This is a genomic window from Flavobacterium sp. TR2 (genome assembly GCF_025252405.1).
Lineage (GTDB): Bacteria > Bacteroidota > Bacteroidia > Flavobacteriales > Flavobacteriaceae > Flavobacterium.
Genome location: NZ_CP104307.1, coordinates 747,968 through 767,525 on the forward strand (window position 1 = coordinate 747,968; position 19,558 = coordinate 767,525).

The 19,558-nt window shown below is 34.7% G+C and carries 22 protein-coding genes; 10 read left to right on the forward strand and 12 right to left on the reverse strand.

The features are described from left to right. Positions 1-11 precede the first annotated feature (11 nt). The 3 genes from N4T20_RS03705 (at position 12) to N4T20_RS03715 (ending at position 3,949) form a co-directional block, all read left to right on the forward strand. Positions 12-2,840 carry a TonB-dependent receptor gene (locus N4T20_RS03705; RefSeq protein WP_260671760.1) on the forward strand — a complete coding sequence of 943 codons (2,829 nt, stop codon included), beginning with the start codon at positions 12-14 and terminating at the stop codon, positions 2,838-2,840. Positions 2,841-2,947: 107 nt separating this feature from the next. Beyond that, entirely contained in the window at positions 2,948-3,370 is a 423-nt protein-coding gene (locus tag N4T20_RS03710) for a hypothetical protein (RefSeq protein WP_260671761.1), read from the forward strand. A 90-nt stretch (positions 3,371-3,460) separates the two neighbouring features. Next, a complete protein-coding gene (locus N4T20_RS03715) occupies positions 3,461-3,949 on the forward strand; it encodes a septal ring lytic transglycosylase RlpA family protein (protein WP_260671762.1) in 489 nt (162 codons plus the stop codon). A 34-nt stretch (positions 3,950-3,983) separates the two neighbouring features. Here N4T20_RS03715 and N4T20_RS03720 read toward each other — a convergent pair whose 3' ends face one another. Then, on the reverse strand, positions 3,984-4,439 hold the full coding sequence (locus N4T20_RS03720) for a DinB family protein (protein ID WP_260671763.1): 456 nt from the start codon (positions 4,437-4,439) through the stop codon (positions 3,984-3,986). A gap of 79 nt (positions 4,440-4,518) precedes the next feature. Between N4T20_RS03720 and N4T20_RS03725 the strand changes: the two genes are divergently transcribed. From N4T20_RS03725 to N4T20_RS03745, 5 genes are all read left to right on the forward strand, one after another. Further along, on the forward strand, positions 4,519-4,866 hold the full coding sequence (locus N4T20_RS03725) for an arsenate reductase family protein (RefSeq protein ID WP_260671764.1): 348 nt from the start codon (positions 4,519-4,521) through the stop codon (positions 4,864-4,866). 105 nt (positions 4,867-4,971) lie between these two features. Beyond that, complete coding sequence (locus tag N4T20_RS03730) at positions 4,972-5,832, forward strand: YicC/YloC family endoribonuclease (RefSeq protein ID WP_260671765.1); 861 nt, start codon at positions 4,972-4,974, stop codon at positions 5,830-5,832. Between the two features lie 133 nt (positions 5,833-5,965). Continuing rightward, positions 5,966-6,538, forward strand: coding sequence for a guanylate kinase (gene gmk / locus N4T20_RS03735; RefSeq protein ID WP_260671766.1), 573 nt, complete (start codon positions 5,966-5,968; stop codon positions 6,536-6,538). Between the two features lie 108 nt (positions 6,539-6,646). Then, positions 6,647-7,228 carry a nicotinate (nicotinamide) nucleotide adenylyltransferase gene (nadD, locus tag N4T20_RS03740; protein WP_260671767.1) on the forward strand — a complete coding sequence of 194 codons (582 nt, stop codon included), beginning with the start codon at positions 6,647-6,649 and terminating at the stop codon, positions 7,226-7,228. Continuing rightward, positions 7,229-7,933, forward strand: a complete 705-nt coding sequence (locus N4T20_RS03745; RefSeq protein WP_260671768.1) for a hypothetical protein — start codon at positions 7,229-7,231, stop codon at positions 7,931-7,933. Positions 7,934-8,375: 442 nt separating this feature from the next. Here the strand turns inward: N4T20_RS03745 and N4T20_RS03750 are convergent, their stop codons facing one another. From N4T20_RS03750 to N4T20_RS03800, 11 genes are all read right to left on the reverse strand, one after another. Further along, entirely contained in the window at positions 8,376-9,845 is a 1,470-nt protein-coding gene (locus N4T20_RS03750; protein WP_260671769.1) for a nicotinate phosphoribosyltransferase, read from the reverse strand. 11 nt (positions 9,846-9,856) lie between these two features. Next, complete coding sequence (locus tag N4T20_RS03755; protein WP_260671770.1) at positions 9,857-10,792, reverse strand: ADP-ribosylglycohydrolase family protein; 936 nt, start codon at positions 10,790-10,792, stop codon at positions 9,857-9,859. A gap of 1 nt (position 10,793) precedes the next feature. After that, on the reverse strand, positions 10,794-11,525 hold the full coding sequence (locus N4T20_RS03760) for a metallophosphoesterase family protein (protein ID WP_260671771.1): 732 nt from the start codon (positions 11,523-11,525) through the stop codon (positions 10,794-10,796). A gap of 2 nt (positions 11,526-11,527) precedes the next feature. Continuing rightward, positions 11,528-12,367: an ADP-ribosylglycohydrolase family protein gene (locus tag N4T20_RS03765; protein WP_260671772.1), complete on the reverse strand. Its 840-nt coding sequence runs from the start codon at positions 12,365-12,367 to the stop codon at positions 11,528-11,530. 20 nt (positions 12,368-12,387) lie between these two features. Continuing rightward, entirely contained in the window at positions 12,388-12,936 is a 549-nt protein-coding gene (locus N4T20_RS03770) for an RNA 2'-phosphotransferase (protein ID WP_260671773.1), read from the reverse strand. Between the two features lie 42 nt (positions 12,937-12,978). Beyond that, entirely contained in the window at positions 12,979-13,485 is a 507-nt protein-coding gene (locus tag N4T20_RS03775; RefSeq protein WP_260671774.1) for an O-acetyl-ADP-ribose deacetylase, read from the reverse strand. A 10-nt stretch (positions 13,486-13,495) separates the two neighbouring features. Next, on the reverse strand, positions 13,496-14,023 hold the full coding sequence (locus N4T20_RS03780; RefSeq protein ID WP_260671775.1) for an NADAR family protein: 528 nt from the start codon (positions 14,021-14,023) through the stop codon (positions 13,496-13,498). A 158-nt stretch (positions 14,024-14,181) separates the two neighbouring features. Then, positions 14,182-15,015 (reverse strand): ribose-phosphate diphosphokinase, encoded by an 834-nt coding sequence (gene prs / locus N4T20_RS03785; protein WP_260671776.1) that lies wholly within the window; start codon positions 15,013-15,015, stop codon positions 14,182-14,184. Between the two features lie 74 nt (positions 15,016-15,089). Further along, complete coding sequence (locus N4T20_RS03790; protein ID WP_260671777.1) at positions 15,090-15,782, reverse strand: NUDIX hydrolase; 693 nt, start codon at positions 15,780-15,782, stop codon at positions 15,090-15,092. A 108-nt stretch (positions 15,783-15,890) separates the two neighbouring features. After that, complete coding sequence (locus N4T20_RS03795; RefSeq protein ID WP_260671778.1) at positions 15,891-16,247, reverse strand: PKD domain-containing protein; 357 nt, start codon at positions 16,245-16,247, stop codon at positions 15,891-15,893. A gap of 67 nt (positions 16,248-16,314) precedes the next feature. After that, entirely contained in the window at positions 16,315-17,220 is a 906-nt protein-coding gene (locus tag N4T20_RS03800; RefSeq protein ID WP_260671779.1) for a LysR family transcriptional regulator, read from the reverse strand. A gap of 85 nt (positions 17,221-17,305) precedes the next feature. On the opposite strand from N4T20_RS03800, the gene N4T20_RS03805 reads away from it, so the two are divergent. After that, the gene (locus N4T20_RS03805; protein WP_260671780.1) at positions 17,306-18,067 is read left to right on the forward strand and encodes a type 1 glutamine amidotransferase domain-containing protein; all 762 of its coding nucleotides are present in this window, start codon (positions 17,306-17,308) and stop codon (positions 18,065-18,067) included. Between the two features lie 182 nt (positions 18,068-18,249). After that, positions 18,250-19,407: an iron-containing alcohol dehydrogenase gene (locus tag N4T20_RS03810; RefSeq protein WP_260671781.1), complete on the forward strand. Its 1,158-nt coding sequence runs from the start codon at positions 18,250-18,252 to the stop codon at positions 19,405-19,407. Positions 19,408-19,558: the final 151 nt, after the last annotated feature.

Here is a 19,558-nt window from a genome sequence, read left to right on the forward strand (position 1 = left end):
TCAATAACAACATGAAGAAAATGAAAAATTGGTTACTGACTGGACTATTTTTTATGATAGTTTCGACCGTATTTTCTCAAGGAAAAGTTACTGGTAAAATTACCGACGGAACAGGCGGATTACCAGGAGCAAATGTAGTGATCAAAGGATCTACTATAGCAACTTCAACAGATTTTGATGGTAAATTTACACTTACATCGCCATCAAGCACAGGAGAGATTGTAATCTCTTTTTTAGGTTATGACAACCAAACTGTAAAATTTACAGTAGCAAATGGTGCAACTACCAACTTAGGAACAATCACTTTGGCTTCTAATTCAAACGAATTGAGCGAGATTGTTGTAAAAAGTACAGTTGTAGATATTGCAAAAGACAGAAAAACACCAGTAGCGGTTTCTACAATTAAAGCTGCTGAAATTCAAGAAAAACTTGGAACTCAAGAGTTTCCAGAGATTTTAAGAAACACGCCTTCTGTTTACGTTACTAAATCAGGTGGTGGTTTTGGAGACGCTAGAATTAACATTCGTGGTTTCAACCAAAATAACATCGCTGTTATGATTAACGGTATGCCAGTTAACGATATGGAAAATGGTTCTGTTTACTGGAGCAACTGGGCAGGTTTATCAGATGTAACATCTGCTATGCAGGTTCAAAGAGGTTTAGGTTCTTCTAAATTGGCTACTCCATCTGTAGGAGGAACAATTAACATTGTAACTAGATCTTCAGACAAAAAAGAAGGAGGATCTTTCTCTTCTGGATTTGGTAATGCAAGAAACTTTAAAATTCAAGGTTCTTACAATACAGGAAAATTATCAAACGGACTTTCTGCATCTGTTTTATTATCTCAAACAATGGGAGACGGATACGTAAACGGTACTCCATTTGAAGGTTCAAACTACTTCGTTGCTTTAGGATATACAACTAAAAACGACAAACACGATTTCCAATTGACAGTTACAGGAGCGCCACAATGGCACAACCAAAGATCTACTGTATCTACAATTGCTACTTACCAAAAATATGGTTCTCTTACTGATCCAAACATCAGATATAACGCTGACGCAGGAACTTTAAATGGTGAAGCTTATAACATCAGAAAAAACTACTACCACAAACCGGTAGCTTCTCTTAACTGGGATTATAAAATCAACGAAACTACAAAACTTTCTTCTGTTCTTTACGCTTCTATGGGTCGTGGAGCAGGTGCTAGCGCAACTGGAGGTATTGGAGGAAACTTATACAACGCTTCTGCTTTCTTATTGCCTGACGGATCAGTTGATTACAACAAAATCCAAGCTTGGAACAATGGTACAGGAAGTGTTTTCTTTAATGGAGCAAACAGAACAAGAACACAAATTGGTGGTGTTTACCAAAACAGTTCATCAACTGGTAGAACAGGTTCTGGAACTGCTACATCTCCTTATGTTTACAATACTACTTCAGGTATTTCGCAAACTTCATCAATCAACTCACATGACTGGTTTGGAGCTTTGATTAACTTAAACAAAAAATTATCTAGCACTTTAACATTAGATTTTGGTATCGATGCTAGAACTTACACTGGATACCACTTTACAGTAGTTAACGACAGATTAGGTGGTGATGAGTTTTTTGACAACAACATTGCTAGCTTAAAACCAGCTGGAAGACACTTAACACAAACTTACTCTACAAATGTTCAATGGAATGTTTTCGACAATAGAGATTACGAAAAAATTGCATTTAACAGTACTGGAAAAGTAAGATGGTATGGAGCCTTTACTCAATTAGAGTACTCTAAAGATAACTTAACTGCATTTGTTCAGGGAGCTATTTCTCAACAAGGATTCAAAAGAGAAGATGATTTCGTTTACTTACCAACAGATCCATTGGCATCTACAGATTACAAAAACATCTTAGGCGGTAACGTAAAAGGAGGAGCTAACTACAACATTAACGAAAAACACAATGTTTATGTTAATGCTGGATACTACTCAAGACAACCATTCTTTAACTCAGTTTATCCAAACAACAGATCTACTGTAAACCCTAACCTTACTAACGAAAAAATTATCGGATTTGAGGCTGGATACGGTTTCCGTTCAAGATTCTTAAACGCAACTCTTAACTTGTACAACACAACTTGGAATGACAGATACTTAAAAGGTAACGCATTGCCAACTGACGCTAGTACATATACAGAATACGTTGGTCTTAACGAGGTACACTCTGGAGCTGAATTAGAACTTTCTTCTAACATTACTGATAAATTTAGAGTTAACGGTATGTTCTCTTACGGTATTTGGGAATACAAAGGAAACGCAACTGTTAACGCTTACTACCAAGCAGACAACACTCCAGTAGCTGGATATACAGCAACTCCTGTATACATGGACAAAGTAAAAGTTGGAGATGCTGCTCAATTAACAGCTTCTTTAGGAGCTTCTTACGAAGTTTTAACAAGAGTAACTGTTGACGCTAACTACAACTACAACGATAAATTGTACGCTGGATTAAGCCCAATCAACTTCTCAGATCCAAACAACAAAGGTGCTTTACAATTACCTTCTTACGGATTATTTGACGCAGGTTTCTCATACAAAATGTTAGTAGGTAAAGACAAAGACAAATCTGTTAACTTCAGATTGAACATCAACAACTTATTTGATAAGATCTACATTGCTGAGTCTAGAACTAACACGTTTGCAGATGATTACTTACCAGTAGCATCTGGACAGCCAGTAGGATCTAAAGGAACATATGCTTCTAATGGAATGCTTTACCAAGGAGTAGCAAATGTTAACCAGGTTTTCTTCGGATTCGGTAGAACTTGGAACTTTAGTTTACGTTACGATTTCTAAAATTTAGAATCTAAATAAATAATGAAAAACGGCATTGACTTTTAAGTTTAATGCCGTTTTTTTATAGCCTTTTTTGTTATATTTGTTTTGAACAAAAAACACAGTTTATGTATAATTTTCTACAAAAATTCCACTCTGGTTGGGCATACCTTGCATTACTTCTTTTAGTCGTTGCGGTTATTAATGCCATCATTGGAGTAACTTCAAAAAAAGAATTTACTGGTAAGGATCGTAAAATCGCATTATTTGCTTTAATTGGCACACACACTCAACTATTGATTGGCTTAATTTTATATTTCTTTTCCCCAAAGGGTTTTGCAGTTTTAGGACAAATGTCTAATGCAGAACTAAGATTAACATCATTGGAGCACCCCTTAATTAATATTATTGCAATCATCCTAATTACTATCGGATGGTCTAAACATAAAAAACTAGTTAATAGCGAAGCTAAATTTAAAACTTTTGCTATTTTTTACGGATTAGGATTATTGCTTATTTTAAGTAGAATTCCTTGGAACCTTTGGTTCTAAAAAACCTCAATTAAAGCCCTCCTACAGGGCTTTTTTTATCTCGGCATATTATTTGTACAAACTCCCCCCAAGTCTGAAAAAAAATAACCCATGAGAAATAAAAAAAATATTTTATTCGCCACAATCGCTTTAACTCTAATTAGCGGCTTTACTTATGTGATAAGCCAGACCAAACCTACAACAGAACCTAAAATCATTCAAGACACTGTTAAAAATGTAAAACCAGTTCTTATTCCGTTGCCAGATTCTGTTTTCACAGACAAAGGTTTAAAACTTAGACCATACAAGAAAAACGCTCATGCCTCCTACTATGCTGATCGTTTTAACGGTAAAAGAACCGCTAACGGAAGTAGATTCAACAACAACAGCTATACAGCAGCTCACAAAAAACTTCCTTTTGGAACGAGAGTAAAAGTAACCAATGAAGCCAATGGCAAATTTGTTATCGTAAAAATTACCGATCGAGGTCCGTTTGTAAAAACCCGTGAAATCGATTTGTCTAAAAGAGCTTTTATGGATATTACCAAAAATAAAGGTGCAGGAGCAATGAAGGTTACCATTGAAACCATAATCGAATAAAAAAAATTCCCGCTTAAAGCGGGAATTTTTTTATTTAAACTAATTTTCTTAGTGACATTACAACTCCAGTATGAAGCCCTTCATGAAAATTATTAAAATCTAAGGCTCCTTGGATATGGCGAAGCGTAAATCCGATACTTGTTGTGTATTCATGATAATTAACAAACAGACCGCTTTCAAAATCGTTTTTTGTTTTTTCTAGAGTTGTTGAAAGCAACGTCCTAATTTCATCAACCTCAGCTTGAGAAACGTCTCCTTCCGGCTTGGTTCCTTTTTTATATTTGTTAATGAATTCTTCCGAAACCATTGTTGGAAGACCTGATAACTTATAAACCAAAACCTGCTGCGAAGAAATGCAATGCCCAAGATTCCAAATAATATTATTGCTGAAGCCTTCTGGGACTTTGTTTAATTGTTCTAATGAATGACTATCTAAGATTTTCAAAAGAACTTCTCTAATTGTTTTTTGTACATCAAAAACTGAACTCATAATTTTATTTTTTTTCTAAAATTAGTCATTTTTAAGTTTCAAATGGATTTTCTTTGCATTCTAATAAATTCATAAAAAAATGAACAAAATATATTATTTATCGTCTTGCGACACTTGCCGAAAAATCATCAAAAGTTTACCCGAAAACAATCTTGTCTTTCAAGACATTAGACAAGATCCTATTACAAAAGAACAATTGGAAGAAATGCACAAACTTGCTGGAAGCTACGAAGCACTATTTAGCCGAAAAGCACAGCTATACAAATCTATGGGACTTAAAGATCAAGCTTTAACTGAAGCCGATTTTAAGAAATACATTTTAGAACATTACACTTTCTTAAGCCGTCCCGTTTTCATCATTGATGGCAAAATATACATTGGCAACAGTCAAAAAAATGTAGCCGAAGTGATAAATGCTTTGAGCTAAAAGATTATTTTTTTTTCCTGTTAAAGTGAAAACTCTGACTGAACACTAATTTCCAACCGAATAGAGCAAACTTTTATTTATCTTTGCGCCTTTATACTCAATTATATGATACAATCTATGACAGGGTTTGGCAAAGCTTCTTTGCAATTGCCTACAAAAAAAATTACCGTTGAAGTAAAATCCCTAAACAGTAAAGGTTTAGATTTGAATGTAAGAATGCCATCAGTTTACCGTGAAATGGAACTTGGATTGCGAACTCTTATTTCGACTAAACTAGAAAGAGGTAAAATTGATTTTGCGATTTACGTAGAAAATACCGCAGAACAGACTTCGACAAAAGTAAACGTGCCTGTTGTAAAATATTATATTGCGCAGTTAAAAGAAGTAAATCCTGACGCAGATGAAACTGAATTGATGAAAATGGCCGTTCGTATGCCAGACACATTAAAAACAGAACGCGAAGAGATTGATGAAGATGACTGGGATCAGATTCAGGTTATTATTGACGAAGCGCTTCAAAACATCTTAAGCTTCAGAAAAGATGAAGGAGAAGCTCTTGAAAAAGAGTTTAATTTCCGAATTGGAAATATCCGTCAGTACATGAACGATACTCTGGCACTAGACCCAGAACGCATACAAGCCATCAAAGATCGTTTGCAGACAGCAATTTCAGAATTACAGGTTAATGTAGACGAAAACCGTTTTGAACAGGAATTAATCTATTATTTAGAAAAATTAGATATCACAGAAGAAAAAGTACGTTTAGGAAATCATTTAGACTACTTTATAGAAACTTTGAATGGTACTGAAGCCAACGGAAGAAAACTTGGTTTCATCACTCAAGAAATGGGTCGTGAGATCAATACAATGGGTTCAAAATCGAACCATGCTCAAATGCAGAAATTGGTCGTGATGATGAAAGATGAATTGGAAAAGATTAAAGAGCAGGTTTTGAATGTTTTATAAAAAACGCCACAAGCTTTAAGCTATAGGCAATAAGCTAAAAACAAAATCAAATTAAAGCTTAAGGCCTACCGCCGAAAGTTTAGAGCATAAATAAAAGCTTAGAGCATATTGCTTAAAGCCTAAAGCACACACAATGAACAAAGGAAAATTAATTGTTTTTTCGGCACCGTCAGGCTCAGGAAAAACAACTATCGTAAAGCATTTACTTGGGAAAGAAGATTTAAATTTAGAATTTTCAATCTCTGCAGCTTCACGCGATCCACGCGGAGAAGAAGTCCACGGAAAAGATTATTATTTTATTTCGCTGGAGCAATTCAAAAAACACATTAAAGCAGAAGAATTCCTAGAATGGGAAGAAGTTTACCGCGATAACTTTTACGGAACTTTAAAATCGGAGATCGAAAGAATCTGGGCTATGGGAAAAAACGTGATTTTTGACATTGATGTTGCTGGCGGGCTCCGCATTAAGCATAAATTTCCAGAACAGACTTTAGCTGTTTTCGTAAAACCACCAAGTGTTGATGAATTAAAACGCCGCCTAAAACAGCGTTCTACAGAAAGTGACGATAAAATCAATATGCGTATTGCTAAAGCTTCAGTTGAATTGGCAACTGCTCCTCAATTTGATACCATTATTAAAAATTACGATTTAGATACAGCCAAAGAAGAGGCTTATCAGCTCGTAAAAGATTTTGTAAATAAGTAATTTTATTACGCAAAGATTCACGAAGACAAACACGGAGATTCGCAAAAGGTTTTTTAAACTTTGCGAATCTTTGTGCTATCTTAGCGCCTCTCTGTGAAACTATAAAAAATGAAAATAGGTCTTTACTTCGGAACATACAATCCCATTCATGTCGGTCATTTGATCATTGCCAATCATATGGCTGAGTTTGCAGATTTAGATCAGATTTGGATGGTTGTTACGCCACATAATCCGTTAAAAAAGAAAGCGACTTTATTAGACGACCAGCAGCGCCTTCAAATGGTTTACCTAGCCACAGAAGATTACCAGAAGATAAAACCTTCAGATATTGAATTTAAATTGCCTCAGCCGAGTTATACTGTAATTACTTTGGAACATTTAAAGGAAAAATATCCAACTCATGAGTTTTCTTTAATTATGGGCGAAGACAATTTGAAAACGCTTCACAAATGGAGAAACTACGAAGTGATTCTTGAAAATCATGATATTTATGTATATCCAAGAATTTCTGACGAACCTGAGAATGTCGAATTAAAATCGCATCCAAAAATTCATGTCATCGATGCGCCAATTGTGGAGATTTCTTCCACTTTTATTCGAAACAGCATTAAAGAGGGAAAAAATATTCAGCCTTTACTGCCACCAAAGGTTTGGGAATATATTGATCATAATAATTTTTATAAAAAGTAGATGCTTTTTTCTGCTACGGTTTTTATTCCCAAAAAACCTAGATTCTTCAATTTAAGCCGATCAGAGAAATTATCTTACTTTTCTCTTGGAACAGCAATGCTGTATGGTTTGAGTATGTTATTTATTGAACATTTTTTTGATTATCGTTTCTCTTCGTATTTTTATTACCCTTTAGCTATTCTTTTCTTATTTCATGCTGCAACATTATTCTTAAGATTAACAGAATTTGAAAATCTTAATGGTCATTTTGATGGAACAATTGCATTTAGCGAAGACTTCTTAGCAATAAATGGAATTGAATACAAATATTCTGAATTAGAAAATTTAGTCATTTACGGAAATTCTTTCTCGGGAGAAAAAACAAAAAATTACAGATATGGGCCCATGTATGGGAATGGCGTTGAAAATCTAATTTCATTTACTCATAAAGGAATTAAAATAGAAAGACACTTTCAGTTAAATTCAGAACGCCATCTCGACGAATTACAAAATACTTTAATTCATATTATTACTGAGGAAAAAATCCCCTTCAAAAAAGAATATTTAAATTTTATTAATGAAGAACATCGATCCTATATTCTTTTTGAATTTTTAATTGGAAAATTGATTCGAGAAAAGAAAATTGATTGCAAAGAAGGTTTTAACTTGATAAAATTTAATTCAAATGAAGAGTCCAAAGAATTTAAAATAAAATATTGCCCCTAAAATATCCTTTTGAATTCCCAGTTTTAACTGGAGGTTTTTTATTTTAAGCAGTAAATGGCTTTAGCCTAACTGTCGAAATTTGGCTAAAGCCGATGAAGATCGCGATATTTTTGAACCTCCAGTTAAAACTGGAGGCAATTGATTCATAAATTAAAACTTTGTCAAAGTTTTGAACTTTGACAAAGTTCTCTTCACAAAGAAAAGAATTGAATAGCCTCCAGTTTTAACTGGAGGTTTCTTGTTATTATAGAAAGAATAATTCTACACAATCTTGTCATTTCGACGAAGGAGAAATCTTCGCAAGTAGCTCCATATAGTAAATCGCCAATCTTTGTAGAGTTTCTTACGAAGATTTCTCCTTCGTCGAAATGACAAAACAAAACGCAAAAAACTCAAATCATAAAAAAAGCCTGAACTTTCATTCAGGCTTCCGTTTTTATCATTAAGCTTCGATGCTCACTTCACTTTTCACTCTTGTTCTGATTTCACTCAGCGATTGATCAACCAAAAGTTTTCCATCTCTAAAAACTTCCTTCAATTCACCTTGTTTTTCTTCTTCCCAAGAAACATTATCACTTAAGTGATACTTGCCATCGATTAACTCGATTTTCATCAATCCTTTGGCAGATTTTTTCGTTCCGTCATCTGTAATCGGATCTTTGAAGATCGCTCTTCCTTCTCCGTTTACTTCTCCGTAGGTTGCTTTCATCGCAAATCCGAAAGTATCTCTGGTATTGTATTGATAGGTGAAAGATCCTATTCCAAGAACAACATTTGTAGAAGCAAATCCTTTTTCTTTTAATCTTTCGCAGATTTGAGTGGCCCTTGCTACGGTAATACTGTCTCCGTAAATAGCTCCGATTTGCGGAACCAATTCTTTGAATCCTTTGGCATTTGTCGTACCGCCAAAAACATCCCAAAGCAATTCGATAACGCCTTTTTTCTCCTGTTCTGTTTTTCCGTTCGGGTTTCCGCAGATAATATCAACGGGATCACCGCTGTCAGGACGAATTACAACTTTACCTTCTCTTGAAACAATATCTTCTCTCAATCTTGGCAAATAATCGGTTAAAACTTTCCATAAATCCCAAGTATCAGAAACAATAGAAACAATTCCTTTTGGATATACTTCTGTAATTAGTCTTTTAAAAGTTTCGTACTCCCCTTCTGTTGTTCCCATACACATTACAGAGTGCTCCGTTGCCGCTACTGAACCCGCCACTAATTCTTGATCTGAATTGGCTTTGTAATATTCTTCTAAGAAATCTATCGCTGGGATAGTATCAGAACCTGTGAAACTCAATAAGTGTCCAGATGCTGAAGTTAGAGCCGCTTCTATTCCGCCCATCCCCCTCATTGAGAAATCGTGTGCCTGCCAATCTACAAATTCTGGAACAGATGAAGTCAGATCTGCATATTTATCTAAAACTTTTCTATACTCTTTTGCAATTGTTGCTGAGTTGCAAGGAAGCCAGATTACAGCAGAAAGTAAGGTTTCGAAATAATTGGTCAGCCAGAAAAACTCTGGAATCGTATTGTACATCGTAAACATTGGAACTCTCAACGGCACGCTTGCTCCTTCTGGCAATGCTTTAAAGACCATCGGAATATAACCCAAATCGTACAAATCTTCGATGTGTTTCGTTCCGACTTGATTTTCTCCCAAATAATTATTGATTCTTCGAGCGTATTTTGCTACAACTTCTTCTTTTGATTTTTTAAAGAAATACTCTTCAAAGTCGTGAATAATATATTTTTTGATGAAATATTGCAATCCGAAAAATACAACCTCATCCAATCCTTCAATTCTTGATTTACGAGGCGTCCAGTTAGAATATACTAAGGTTGTTCCGTCTGGGTATTGTCTTCTGTGGTCAACTTTGTAACCGTCGGTTAATAATAGTGGGTTCATATATTTTCTATTTATATTTTTTGTGATAATCGTTTTGCTAAATCTTTAATATCATTGGATCGAACTAAATTGTCAATCCATTTTTGCGGAATATTCTCGATTCCGTAATAAATTCCTGCCAATCCGCCTGCGATTGCTCCTGTTGTATCAGTGTCTTCACCTAAATTAACGGCTTTCAAAACAGTTTCTTCGTAAGAATCAGAATTTAAAAAACACCAAAAGCTCGCTTCTAAACTATGTAGAACATAACCGGATGCGCGAATTTCATTTTCTGGGTACATCCAAATATCATTCTTCAATATCTTTTCAAAAAGCTGAATTTCGACAGGATTATACTTTTTATCTTCTAAAAACTTAGAAAGAACATTTTGCATTTCTTTATAAGCTTCGAATTTATCTTTATCTTTTAAAATCTCCAAACAATACACAACATAAATAAAACAGGCGAATACTGATCTGAAATGTGCGTGTGTTATTGACGAAACTTCTTTAACTTTTTTATAAATGACTTCAATATCCTTTTCGTTTTGAAGATAGAAAACTAATGGAAGAATACGCATTAAAGAACCATTTCCGTTATCTTCCTCAAAAAAATTACCCGAATTTCTAGCTGACTCTCCTTTTACAACTCTCATTAAAGAATATCTTGTAGTTCCTCCAATATCAAACACCGTATGGTGAGCACCCCAATATCCTTCCTGCATCCATTTTACAAAAGTCTTAGCCATGTCTTCTATATCATATCCTTTACACAAACTTTCTGCAGTACAAAATGCTAATGAACTATCATCACTAAATGTTCCAGGTGGCTGATTCCAAGACATGAAACCCATCATATCCACAACTGGATTCTTTTTTAAATTTTCTCTGGATTTAAATTCAACTGGGACTCCCAAAGCATCTCCAACTGCTAATCCAAATAAACCTGATTCTATTTTATTTTCCATTTTACTTATTTCTTCCTTTTTCGTTTGGATAAAATGTCTGTACAGCATCACTTTGCCAAAAGGTTTTCGTTTCAATATCCAAACAAGTCAATTTACCGTAAAAACCTGCTCCGGTATCAATATTCCAGACATTGCAGCCTTGCATCGGGATTTCGACATCGTAATGAAGCGTTGGCGTATGACCGATATAAATTTCATTAAAAAGCAGTAATCGCTTTGGGTAAGAAAGTGAATCTTTTTTGATTCGCTTATCCATTGTTAAAGCCATTTCCCACAACGTTCTGTCCCAAGAATAATTGGTTTTATAATGTTCTTTCTCTGGACCGTGCATAGATGAAAAACCGGCATGAATAAACAAATTGTTCTTTTCGTCTACAAAGTAATCTTTCATTCCGTTGAAGAATTTAAGATGTTTTTCTTTATCGGAAGAATCAATTCCCTTATAACTTTCTATCGTCGATTTTCCTCCGTGCAAAAACCAAATATCGTTTATGACATCCTTTTCTAACCATTCCTGACACCAAGCATCATGGTTTCCTTTTATAAAAATGCACTCCTGTTTTTGGGAGAAATCGATAAGAAAATCAATCAGCAGCTTAGATTCGCTCCAGCCATCAACATAATCTCCAAGAAAAACAAATCGATCGTTTTCTGAATAATCTGTTCTTCCTAATAACTGAATTAATGCTTTTAATCCGCCGTGGATATCTCCAAAAACTAAGGTTCTTTTCATGATTAGCTAAACTTTTTATCAAGAGCTTCATCCAGTTTTATTAGAAAATCTTTTCCAAATTTATCGTTCTCTAACTCTTCATAAAGAAATGATGGTAATATCTTCTCACAATTTTGCTTCTGACTTAAAATTGCCATAGACAATGCTGCAACAGTATCGGTATCTCCACCATAACCTATACCGGTTTTTAAGCAATCTTTCATCGAAACAGCTTCAGAAACCATTTTAATTACAGCTTGTGTTGTTGGATAACCGTGCATATCGATTGGAGAAGTAATTCTATAGTTTTCATTCTCCTTTAAAGTTTCATTTAGAAAAGCTATCAGAGTAGAACCGTCACCCAAATCATATTTAAAATAATGAACAGCCAACGCTATACGTTTAGCACAGCTTATTCCTTCAACTGTGTTATGGGAAGTCTTGGCCTGAATCTCACAAAACTCAAGTATTTGCTTGATATCTTTTAAATGTCCAATCGAATATGCTCTCATCGCAGAACCATTTCCGCTGCTGCCATTATCAATTATTTTAATAAAATCTGAACCGTTTTTGCTAGCATCCAAAGCGTTATACACTCTATCTGAATAACCGCGTCTTTTATCTCTGTGAAATACTTCTACAAACTTATCTGCTACTTTTATTTCATTCCAATTATCATCTTCAAGCAGCAATTCTGAAATCGCAATTGCCATTTGAGTATCATCAGTATATTTTTTATAAATCTCTGTGTACATCCCGTGTTTATCATACTGAGTCAGATTGTTGTTTTTAGAAATAAAATCTAAATCTCTAAATTCAAAACCCGCACCGTACGCATCTCCTATTGCTGCTTCTAAAATCATAATTTGTTGTGTTTGATCATTTAAGATTTAAATTCGATATACTTTGCCGGAACTTCATCTGTAAGCCAAACATTGTTTTCAGACAAATAAAATTTGAATCCGTCTCTGTGCATTGCGCCGCTTCTAACGGTTAAAATCTGAGGGACTCCTCTTCTGCTTCCTACTTTTGTTGCGGTTTCTTTGTCTTTGGAAAGATGTACGTGCTGACGGCTCATTTTCTTCAAACCTTCTTTTTGAATGTTTTCCATAAACTTTCCAACGGTTCCGTGGTATAAATACTCTGAAGGTTCTGTTTCAGCTAAATTCAATTCAACAGAAATCGAATGTCCCTGACTTGCACGAATTTTGGTTTTATCGTCATTATAAGCAAAACGCTTTTTATCGTTATTATCTACTACGTAATCCAAAAGTTCAGCGTCAAGACGATTCCCTTTTTTAGTACATTTTTCTATTAATTCATTGACATCAGCCCAACCGTTTTCGTCTAATTTTAATCCGATTTTTTCTGGCGAATGTCTGAGCACCAGACTTAAAAACTTGCTGACGCTCTTTGCTATTTGTTCATTCATCTTAATATTTTTTTCTACCGATGAAATGTTCCGATGGAACATCTACAAAAGGCTTTTGTAAATCTTGTAATTTTCATCATCGAAACAGACAAATATTACTTTTTCTATTTCAGCTGATTTTTCAAAATCTTTTATTGTTTTTACAGCTATTTCAGCTGCCTTATCTTTTGGAAAATGATAAATTCCAGTACTTATATTTGGAAAAGCAATAGATTTAATTCCATTTTGAATGGCTAGATTTAAACTATTCGTATAACAATCAGCTAATAACCTAGATTTTTCTTCTTTGTCTCCATTCCAAACTGGGCCGACTGTATGAATAACATATCTTGAAGGTAGATTTCCTGCTGTTGTTATAACCGCTTCGCCAGTTTTACAGCCACCTTGCTTGTTACGAATTTGAATACATTCCTCTAAAATTGCTTTCCCTCCTTTTCTGTGGATCGCTCCATCAACTCCGCCTCCGCCTAATAACGAAGTATTAGCGGCATTGACAATCGCATCAACTTCAATTTCTGTTATATCTGCTTTTAGAAGTTCTACTTTCATCTTTCAAAGCTTATTTTAATTCATCCCTAACTTCCATCAAAGCAAAACCCAAAAGATTCAATCCCTTCCATTTTTTAGGATTTAAAGCATCGGTGTGATCGCTTGCCATTCCGATTCCCCAAATTGGATCTACAGGGCTCGCTTCTACAACAATCCTGTCATTTGTATTTAAAAGAAAGGTTTTCAAATCTGGATTTTGACTGAATTTGTGAAAGTTTCCTTCCTTTACGATTTCAAATCGGTTTTCTAACCAGATTTTATCATCGTAATTTCTCACTTTACGGCCTAATTTTTTGGCTTCGGCAGGCGAATTGCATTGTATGATTTTTTCTAAAATTTCCTGATCCTTAAACAATTCGGCTTTTTTTGCCATCATCCAGTGTTCTGCCGTCTTGTAAATCACGCCATTAACTTTAAAAGAACTTAACCACCATTGGCTAAAGCAAGTTTTAGTGATCGTTCCATCTTTGCTTGGCTGATGTCCCCAGAAAAATAAAAACTTACTTTCTGGAGCTATGTTATCTATATTGTATTTCATTTTGTTTGTTTTTTTTGTTTGTTTCAAGTTTCAGGTTTCAGGTTTTCGCTGAACTTGAAAACTGATTTTAACTTGGAATAGTTAGCATTTTTTTGTTTCAGGTTTACGTAACACATAGAACCTGAAACCTGAAACTTGAAACCTGAAACTTGAAACATTTAAACTAAAGTTTCAAGCTTAATCACCTTAACGCTTTCACCTTCAAAATCTTTAAAAGAGTTTGTAGTAAAAATTCCGTCGAAGCAGTTTAAAACTTCAAAACCTTTATTGAAAATTCCGTGGCTTACAGCTAAGTATAATTTTCCGGCATTTTTCTTTTTTAATTCTTCTGCCAATCCTACGAAAGTTCCTCCTCCATCGCATATATCGTCGACAATTAAACAATCCATTCCTTGTAAATCGTCTTCGTAAACTTTAAAACCAGACAGTTTCCCAGTTTTTACATCACGGCTTTTGCTGCATTCTACAACTTCAACTCCGCCTAGAAATTCAGAAACTTTGTAGATTTTCTTCAAAGCGCCTCCATCTGGAGAAATTAGTTTTACATTATTTCCGATGTTTTCTAAAACTGCTTTTATAAAAGTATAATTCGGAATTACGGTACTATTATTCAACAAAGCAGGAGTTACTTCTGAATGCGCATCAAAAACAAAAACCTTATTCAATTGCATTGCATTAATAATATCAGCATATACTTTTACAGACAACGGTTCGCCTGGAATCATAACACGATCTTGTCTTGCAGCTGGAAAGTACGGAATAAAAAGATCGATAATCTTAACATCCATTCTGCGCAACGCATCAATGGTAACGCACAATAAACCTAAATCGTTGAATGAATTCAATCTATGTGTAACGGTTACTTTTCTATTAGCATCAAAATCTGGCGCAATTTTAATGTGTGGCTCACCTCCAGAAAATGTAAAACTTTGAAATTTGATTTCTTCCTGATTTTGAAATGGAGCGAATTTTGGGTCGAGATTTAGTATCATAGCTTTTTAGTTTGCGTTAATTATACGCAAATGTAGAATTTAATTTTGGATAAACAATTTATTTTGTGTAAAAATTACGCAAACTTTATTTCGAAGTGAAATCCTTTTTGAATTAACTCATTATATTTCAACTTATTGAACTTAAAAAGTTTTGCTGGACGGCCTGTTTTAATGGGTGAAAATTTTTCAGTTTCTTCTAAAATACCATAACTCAGTATTTTTTTTCTGAAATTTCGACGATCGATTTCTTTTTCTAAAATAGTGCAGTAAAGGTTTTCAAGATCTGAAAACAAGAATTCTTCTGGAAGTAAATCGAAACCAATCGGTTCGTATGTCAATTTGGCTTTAAGCCTTTCTATTCCTTTTTCCAAGATTAAATTATGGTCGAATGCCAAAGGCGGAATTTCATCTATCTTAAACCATTGCACTCTTTCAGCATCCGTCGCTGCTTTAATTTCTAAGTTCGAAGCATCAACCAAAGCATAATAAGCGACTGAAATAACACGGTTTCTGGAATCTCTATGAATATCATCTCCAAAAGTGTACAATTGCTCCATAAAAGTGAGCTGCACGTTTGTTTCTTCGTGCAATTCGCGAATAACAGCATCGTTTAAAGATTCGTCATTTTGAACTAAACCACCCGGCAATGCCCAATATTTTTCGGAAGTCCCAAATTGCTGTTCAATTAATAGCACATACAAACCATTATTTTTGTAGCCAAAAACAATAGCATCTACAGCAATTCTAATATTTTGTAATTTTTCCATAATCCTAAACTATCAAACAAATATAACGAATGAGAGCCAATTTTATAATCTAATGCAAAAGCTTAAACTATAAAATTGGCTCACAAAAATGATCTCTAGTTTTCTTCCCTAGTTTATCGTAACAGTTCGTTTTGGACTCGAAGTACATTCCGAACCATCTTTTTTAACTGTTACTTCAGCTGTAGCAGTATACTCGCCAGCAGCAGCATACGTGTGCGTAACTGTGGCTCCTGTAGCAGAAGTACCGTCTCCAAAGTTCCATTTCACAGAAACTAAAGTTCCTGTTCCTGTATACTCAGCCGAGTAATTCATTAATTTAGGATTTGTGGCATCAGTTGAATTATGTAGTTTAACAAAAATTGCTTCCCCTAAACAATCAACTACATCTTTAGCATCATCTTTACTGCAAGAATAACCAATAAATAAAACAGAGGCAACTAATAATATTCTTGAAAATCTCTTCATTTTTGAAAATTTTAGTGGTTTACTGCTCAAAATTACACTTTTAAGAAACATAAACGAATGATTAAAATCATAATCTATTACCAAAAAACAACTTTAGTTCTTTTTCAATAATATCAAAAAATGATTTCAGGTTATTATTTTTTGGAGCTAACAAATACACAAATTCTTCTGGCACATGAAAACTATTCCATAATAATTGAAGTTTATTGTCTTTAATAAAATTCCTCGCGTTACAGTTCCAAGTGGCGGCAACTCCTTCATTTTTGGCCAAAAGTCTCAGCATTTCAGATTCTGATGGAATAATGTAATTGGGAACCATCGAAGGTCTTTTTTTATTGAAGGCATGGAGCCAGAACATCTTTATGTGCGGAATGCGTGCGTCGTGGCTGTACCATTTTTGTGCATTAAGCCATTGTTCTATTTCGGTATAATTATCTGCCTTTAGCCGCTGACGGAATTCTGTAATATCCAAAGCTGTTGGGGCAACCAATATCAATTTAATCTTTCCGACAATTTCATACGTCGTATCAAAAGTGTCAAATCTTTTGGTCGTAATAGCAAAATCGAGTTTTTTAGCATCTACTAAAGCAAAAAGTTCATCGTTTTCTGCAAAAGTAAAATCGATCAAATCAAACTTTGAAATTAAGAGATTGCCAACACATTCAAAAAGATGCTTTGAGATTCCGACAGAGATTAATCGATTGGCGTCTTCTGCTTTCGCTCTAAAACTGGTTTCGACACTTTCGAGCCTGTCAAGAGCGTCTATAATCAAATTATTCAGTAACTTAGCGTATTCTGTTGGTTCAACGCCTTTTGATTTTCGGTTAAATAATTTATTGCCAACATGAGCTTCCAACATCGATATCTGCTGACTAACCGCAGGCTGGCTCATAAATAATTCCTTCGCAGCCACTGAAAAATTACCGTTTTTGTAAACTGCCTTAAAAGTTCTGTACCATTCTAGATTTACCATGACATAAATTTATTTATAACAAACATAGTTTATTTTATTTTTACTGATATCACATTCGCCGTAAATTTGTTCAAAATTTAATATTATGAAGAAAATAGCACTATTCGCAATAACTGCATTTACAGCAGTAAGCATTTCAGCTGAAGCTCAAAAATCAAACAAGAAAAGTATGAAAAAAGTATTATTTGTTGTAACCAGCAATGATAAACTGGGCAATACAGGAGAAAAAACAGGATTCTGGTCAGAAGAATTTGCTGCACCATATTACGAATTATTAGATCAGGGAGTAGAAATCACAATTGCTTCTCCGCTTGGAGGACAGCCGCCAATTGACCCAAAAAGCTCTGATCCGGCTTCGGCAACTGAGGACACAAAACGTTTTGATGCCGACAAGACTTTACAGGAAAAATTAAAACACACTTTAAAGCTTTCGACCGTTAATCAAAAAGATTACGACGCTGTATTTTATCCAGGGGGCCACGGTCCGCTTTGGGATTTGGTCGAAGACAAAAGCTCTATCGCTTTAATTGAGGCTTTCTATACTCATAACAAACCTGTAGCTTTTGTTTGCCATGCGCCAGCAGTATTGAAAAATGTAAAAGTAAAAGGTGAATATTTAGTAAAAGGCAAAAAAGTAACCGGTTTTACAAATGCCGAAGAAGAGGCGGTTGGATTAACAAAAGTAGTTCCGTTTTTACTGGAAGATGCTTTATCATCAAATGGAGCAATCTTCTCTAAAGGAGAAAACTGGCAGCCTTACGCAGTAGCAGATGGGCTTTTGATTACAGGTCAAAACCCAGCTTCATCTAAATTGGTAGCCGCAAAATTATTACAGGAGCTGAAGTAACAGTGCTAAGTGACTGAGGTACTACGGTTCTAAGTTTTTCTAAAAACCTAAAAAACTCAATCTCATATTCACTAATTACAAAATAAAAATTAATAAATCACAATGTTAAGTTTCTGAGAGTCGATGTTTCAAAAAAAAACTTAGAACCTCAGCGACTTAGCATCTTAGAACCTTAAAAAAAAATGCTAAACTTTGAGTTATACAATCCGACGAACTTAGTTTTCGGAAAAGGACAAATCGAAAAACTTTCTGCTTTAGTCCCAAAAGACGCTAAAATCCTTTTGGCTTACGGTGGCGGAAGTATTTTTAAAAACGGAATTTACGATCAAGTAATCCATAATTTGAAAGGTTTTGAAATTGTAGAATTTGGCGGAATTGAACCAAATCCGAGATTTGAAACTCTGATGAAAGCGGTCGATGTTATAAAAGCAGAAAAAATCGATTTTATTCTTGCCGTTGGGGGCGGATCTGTAATTGACGGCGTAAAATTTATTTCGGGCGCAGTTAACTTTGAAGGAAATCCAATTGATATTCTTCAAAAAAGAATTTTGATTAAAGAAAATGCAATGCCTTTCGGAACAGTTTTAACGTTGCCAGCAACAGGAAGCGAAATGAATTCTGGATATGTAGTAACGATTGAAGCAACTCAAGAAAAATTATCTTCTGGCGGAAGCGCTTTATTTCCGAAATTCTCGATTTGTGACCCGACCGTAATTTCTTCATTACCAAAAAGACAAATCGAAAATGGTGTTGTAGATGCCTACACGCACGTTATGGAACAATATTTAACGTATCCTACCGATGCTTTTCTACAGGATAGAATTGCTGAAGGAATTTTACAGACTTTAATTGAAGTTGGCCCTGGCGTTGTAAAAAATCCAACCGATTATACTTTGGCTTCCAATTTTATGTGGAGCTGTACGATGGCTTTAAACGGCTTAATCCAAAAAGGAGTTCCTAGCGACTGGGCGACGCACATGATCGGCCATGAATTGACCGCACTTTTTGAAATTGATCATGCTAGAACTTTGGCGATAATTGGACCAAGTCTGTACCATGTCATGTTTGAAACTAAAAAAGCAAAACTGGCGCAATACGGAAGAAGAATCTTTAATCTGACAGGTTCTGATGAAGAAGTAGCAAAAGAAGCGATCAACAAAACGGTCGAATTTTTCCACACAATGGGAATGGATACTAAACTTTCCCAATACACAGAAGACTATTCGAACACGGCAGATTTTATCGTAAAACGTTTTGACGAAAGAGGCTGGAAAGGTTTAGGAGAAAATCAATTGGTAACTTTAGACAAAGTAAAATCTATTGTTGAGCTTAGCTACTAAAGTATAAAATCCAAATTTTAAAAAATCCAAATTCCAATAACTCTAAGATTGGAATTTGGACTTTTTTATTTGAAATTTAATAGAAAAGGCGTTCTTAACAAGTTTAGGAACGCCTTTTCAAAATACTAAAACAAAACTAACTAACTCAATT